We start from the raw sequence: 1,840 nt of genomic DNA on the forward strand, positions 1-1,840 counted from the left end.
AATAAATGTTATAATTTAGAACTGTACTAAAAATGGGGAGTCTACAAGCCCTCCGGGACTGTCCGACAATAAAGCGATTTGCAAAATACAAATCACTTCGCAAATCGCCTGGGGCGTTAGCGGTCATTCTATGAACTACCCACAAACAAGGACATTAAACTTAAAAAAAAAAATGGCTTTAATACCACCAATGTATATTGACTGTGTTGTCGCAATCGGCACAATTGTTAACGGACAACAAAAATGGATTGGAACAGGATTTCTTTATGGCGACCTTTTTGAAAAAACCGAAGATGGAAGCAACAAATATGTTGTATATCTAGTGACCAATAAGCACGTATTAAATAATCTTGACCTTATATTAGTTAGGTTCAATCCTCAAACAGGACAATCAGCAAAGGACTATCCAGCACCTCTTAAAGACAAGGACGGAAAATTACTTTGGACCGGACATTCAGATGCAGAAATTGATGTTGCTGTTTTGCCGGTAAACATCAACAATGTTTTAGATGAAAGTATGAAATGTAGTTTCTTTCAGTCAGACAAACACATTGCGGATGTAAAAGAATTGCAAGCTAGAGAAACAAGTGAAGGCGACTCTGTTTTCGTTATGGGTTTTCCTATGGGTATTGTTGCAGCTGACAGACAACACGTGTTTGTAAGAGGCGGAGTAATTTCAAGAATAAAAGACTTGTTTGAAAATCGAAGTAAGGATTTTGTGGTTGACGCATTTGTTTTTCCAGGTAACCGCGGAGGACCAATTCTTTCAAAACCTGAAATTATAAGTATTCAAGGAACAAAATCTTCCAATCAATCCAGTTTAATTGGGATAATTAAAAGTTACATTCCATATTCAGACGTAGCAATAAGCCAACAGACAAACAGACCACGAATAATATTTGAAGAAAATACGGGACTTTCAAAAGCCGAACCTGTTGACCACATCATTGCGACTATAGAAGAAGCAAAAAAGAAAAACCCAACGACTTGAGATTTACGGACGACATAAAGGAAAAAGAACGAACCGCTAACACGCGCCTGCCGCAAGTGGCGTTAATGGACTAAGTTGGAGTTTTTCGTTTACGTATTTTCTTTATCTTAGCTTGACAATTTAACCCTCGCAATCGCCACCAGCGGCAGGCGCGGGAACGTTGTGGCGGTAATTTAAAGATAACCCTGTATAAATGATTAAGTCTAAATTTTCACTCTGGATATATTTAATAATATTACTAATTATTGTCACACCAATAATGACCGTTAACTTATACATAAACAGAATAGAAGCTTTTGGAGAAAATTATAATTTTAAATTTATCTTCGTTGGTGGTTTGTTATCTTTTACTTTTTTATGGCTGACACTTGGAATTTTAAGACGGCGTATTTTAAAAATCACCATAGAAAAAGATACTTTAGAAGTAAAAAGCTTGTTTCTGAACAAGCTTTATAATTTTGAAGATTTTCATGGATATTATACAACATTAGAAAGGTCAAAAGCGGGCGAATTTGAAGTTATGAATCTTTCAAAAAAAGATGGAAAAAAACTATTGATTTCAGAATCTATATATACCAACTATTCGTCATTGAGAAGCTGCATAAGTGACAACTTGAAAGATTTAGGGAGAAAACCATATAGTTATTTGGAAGACTTAAAAGATACTTTTAGTTAAACTACCGCCAACAGCGGTTTGGCGCCATAGCTCGTTCATCTTTCTTGGAAGATACGCTGAACATCAAAATTTCTTATTACATTTATTCTTAACTTGCCGCTACGGCCCAAAGCCGCGGCACGTTAGTGTAGACTCCCCATTTTTAGTACAGTTCTAAATTATAACATTTATTC

General features: G+C 35.8%; 2 protein-coding genes. Both read left to right on the forward strand.

Annotation, left to right across the window (positions count from 1 at the left end):
• Positions 1–172: 172 nt before the first annotated feature.
• Positions 173–991, forward strand: coding sequence for a S1 family peptidase (locus tag CHU92_RS00655; protein ID WP_207759780.1), 819 nt, complete (start codon positions 173–175; stop codon positions 989–991).
• A gap of 193 nt (positions 992–1,184) precedes the next feature.
• Complete coding sequence (locus CHU92_RS00660) at positions 1,185–1,667, forward strand: hypothetical protein (RefSeq protein WP_094411584.1); 483 nt, start codon at positions 1,185–1,187, stop codon at positions 1,665–1,667.
• Positions 1,668–1,840: the final 173 nt, after the last annotated feature.

The sequence above is a fragment of the Flavobacterium cyanobacteriorum genome, from assembly GCF_002251835.1.
Classification (GTDB): domain Bacteria; phylum Bacteroidota; class Bacteroidia; order Flavobacteriales; family Flavobacteriaceae; genus Flavobacterium; species Flavobacterium cyanobacteriorum.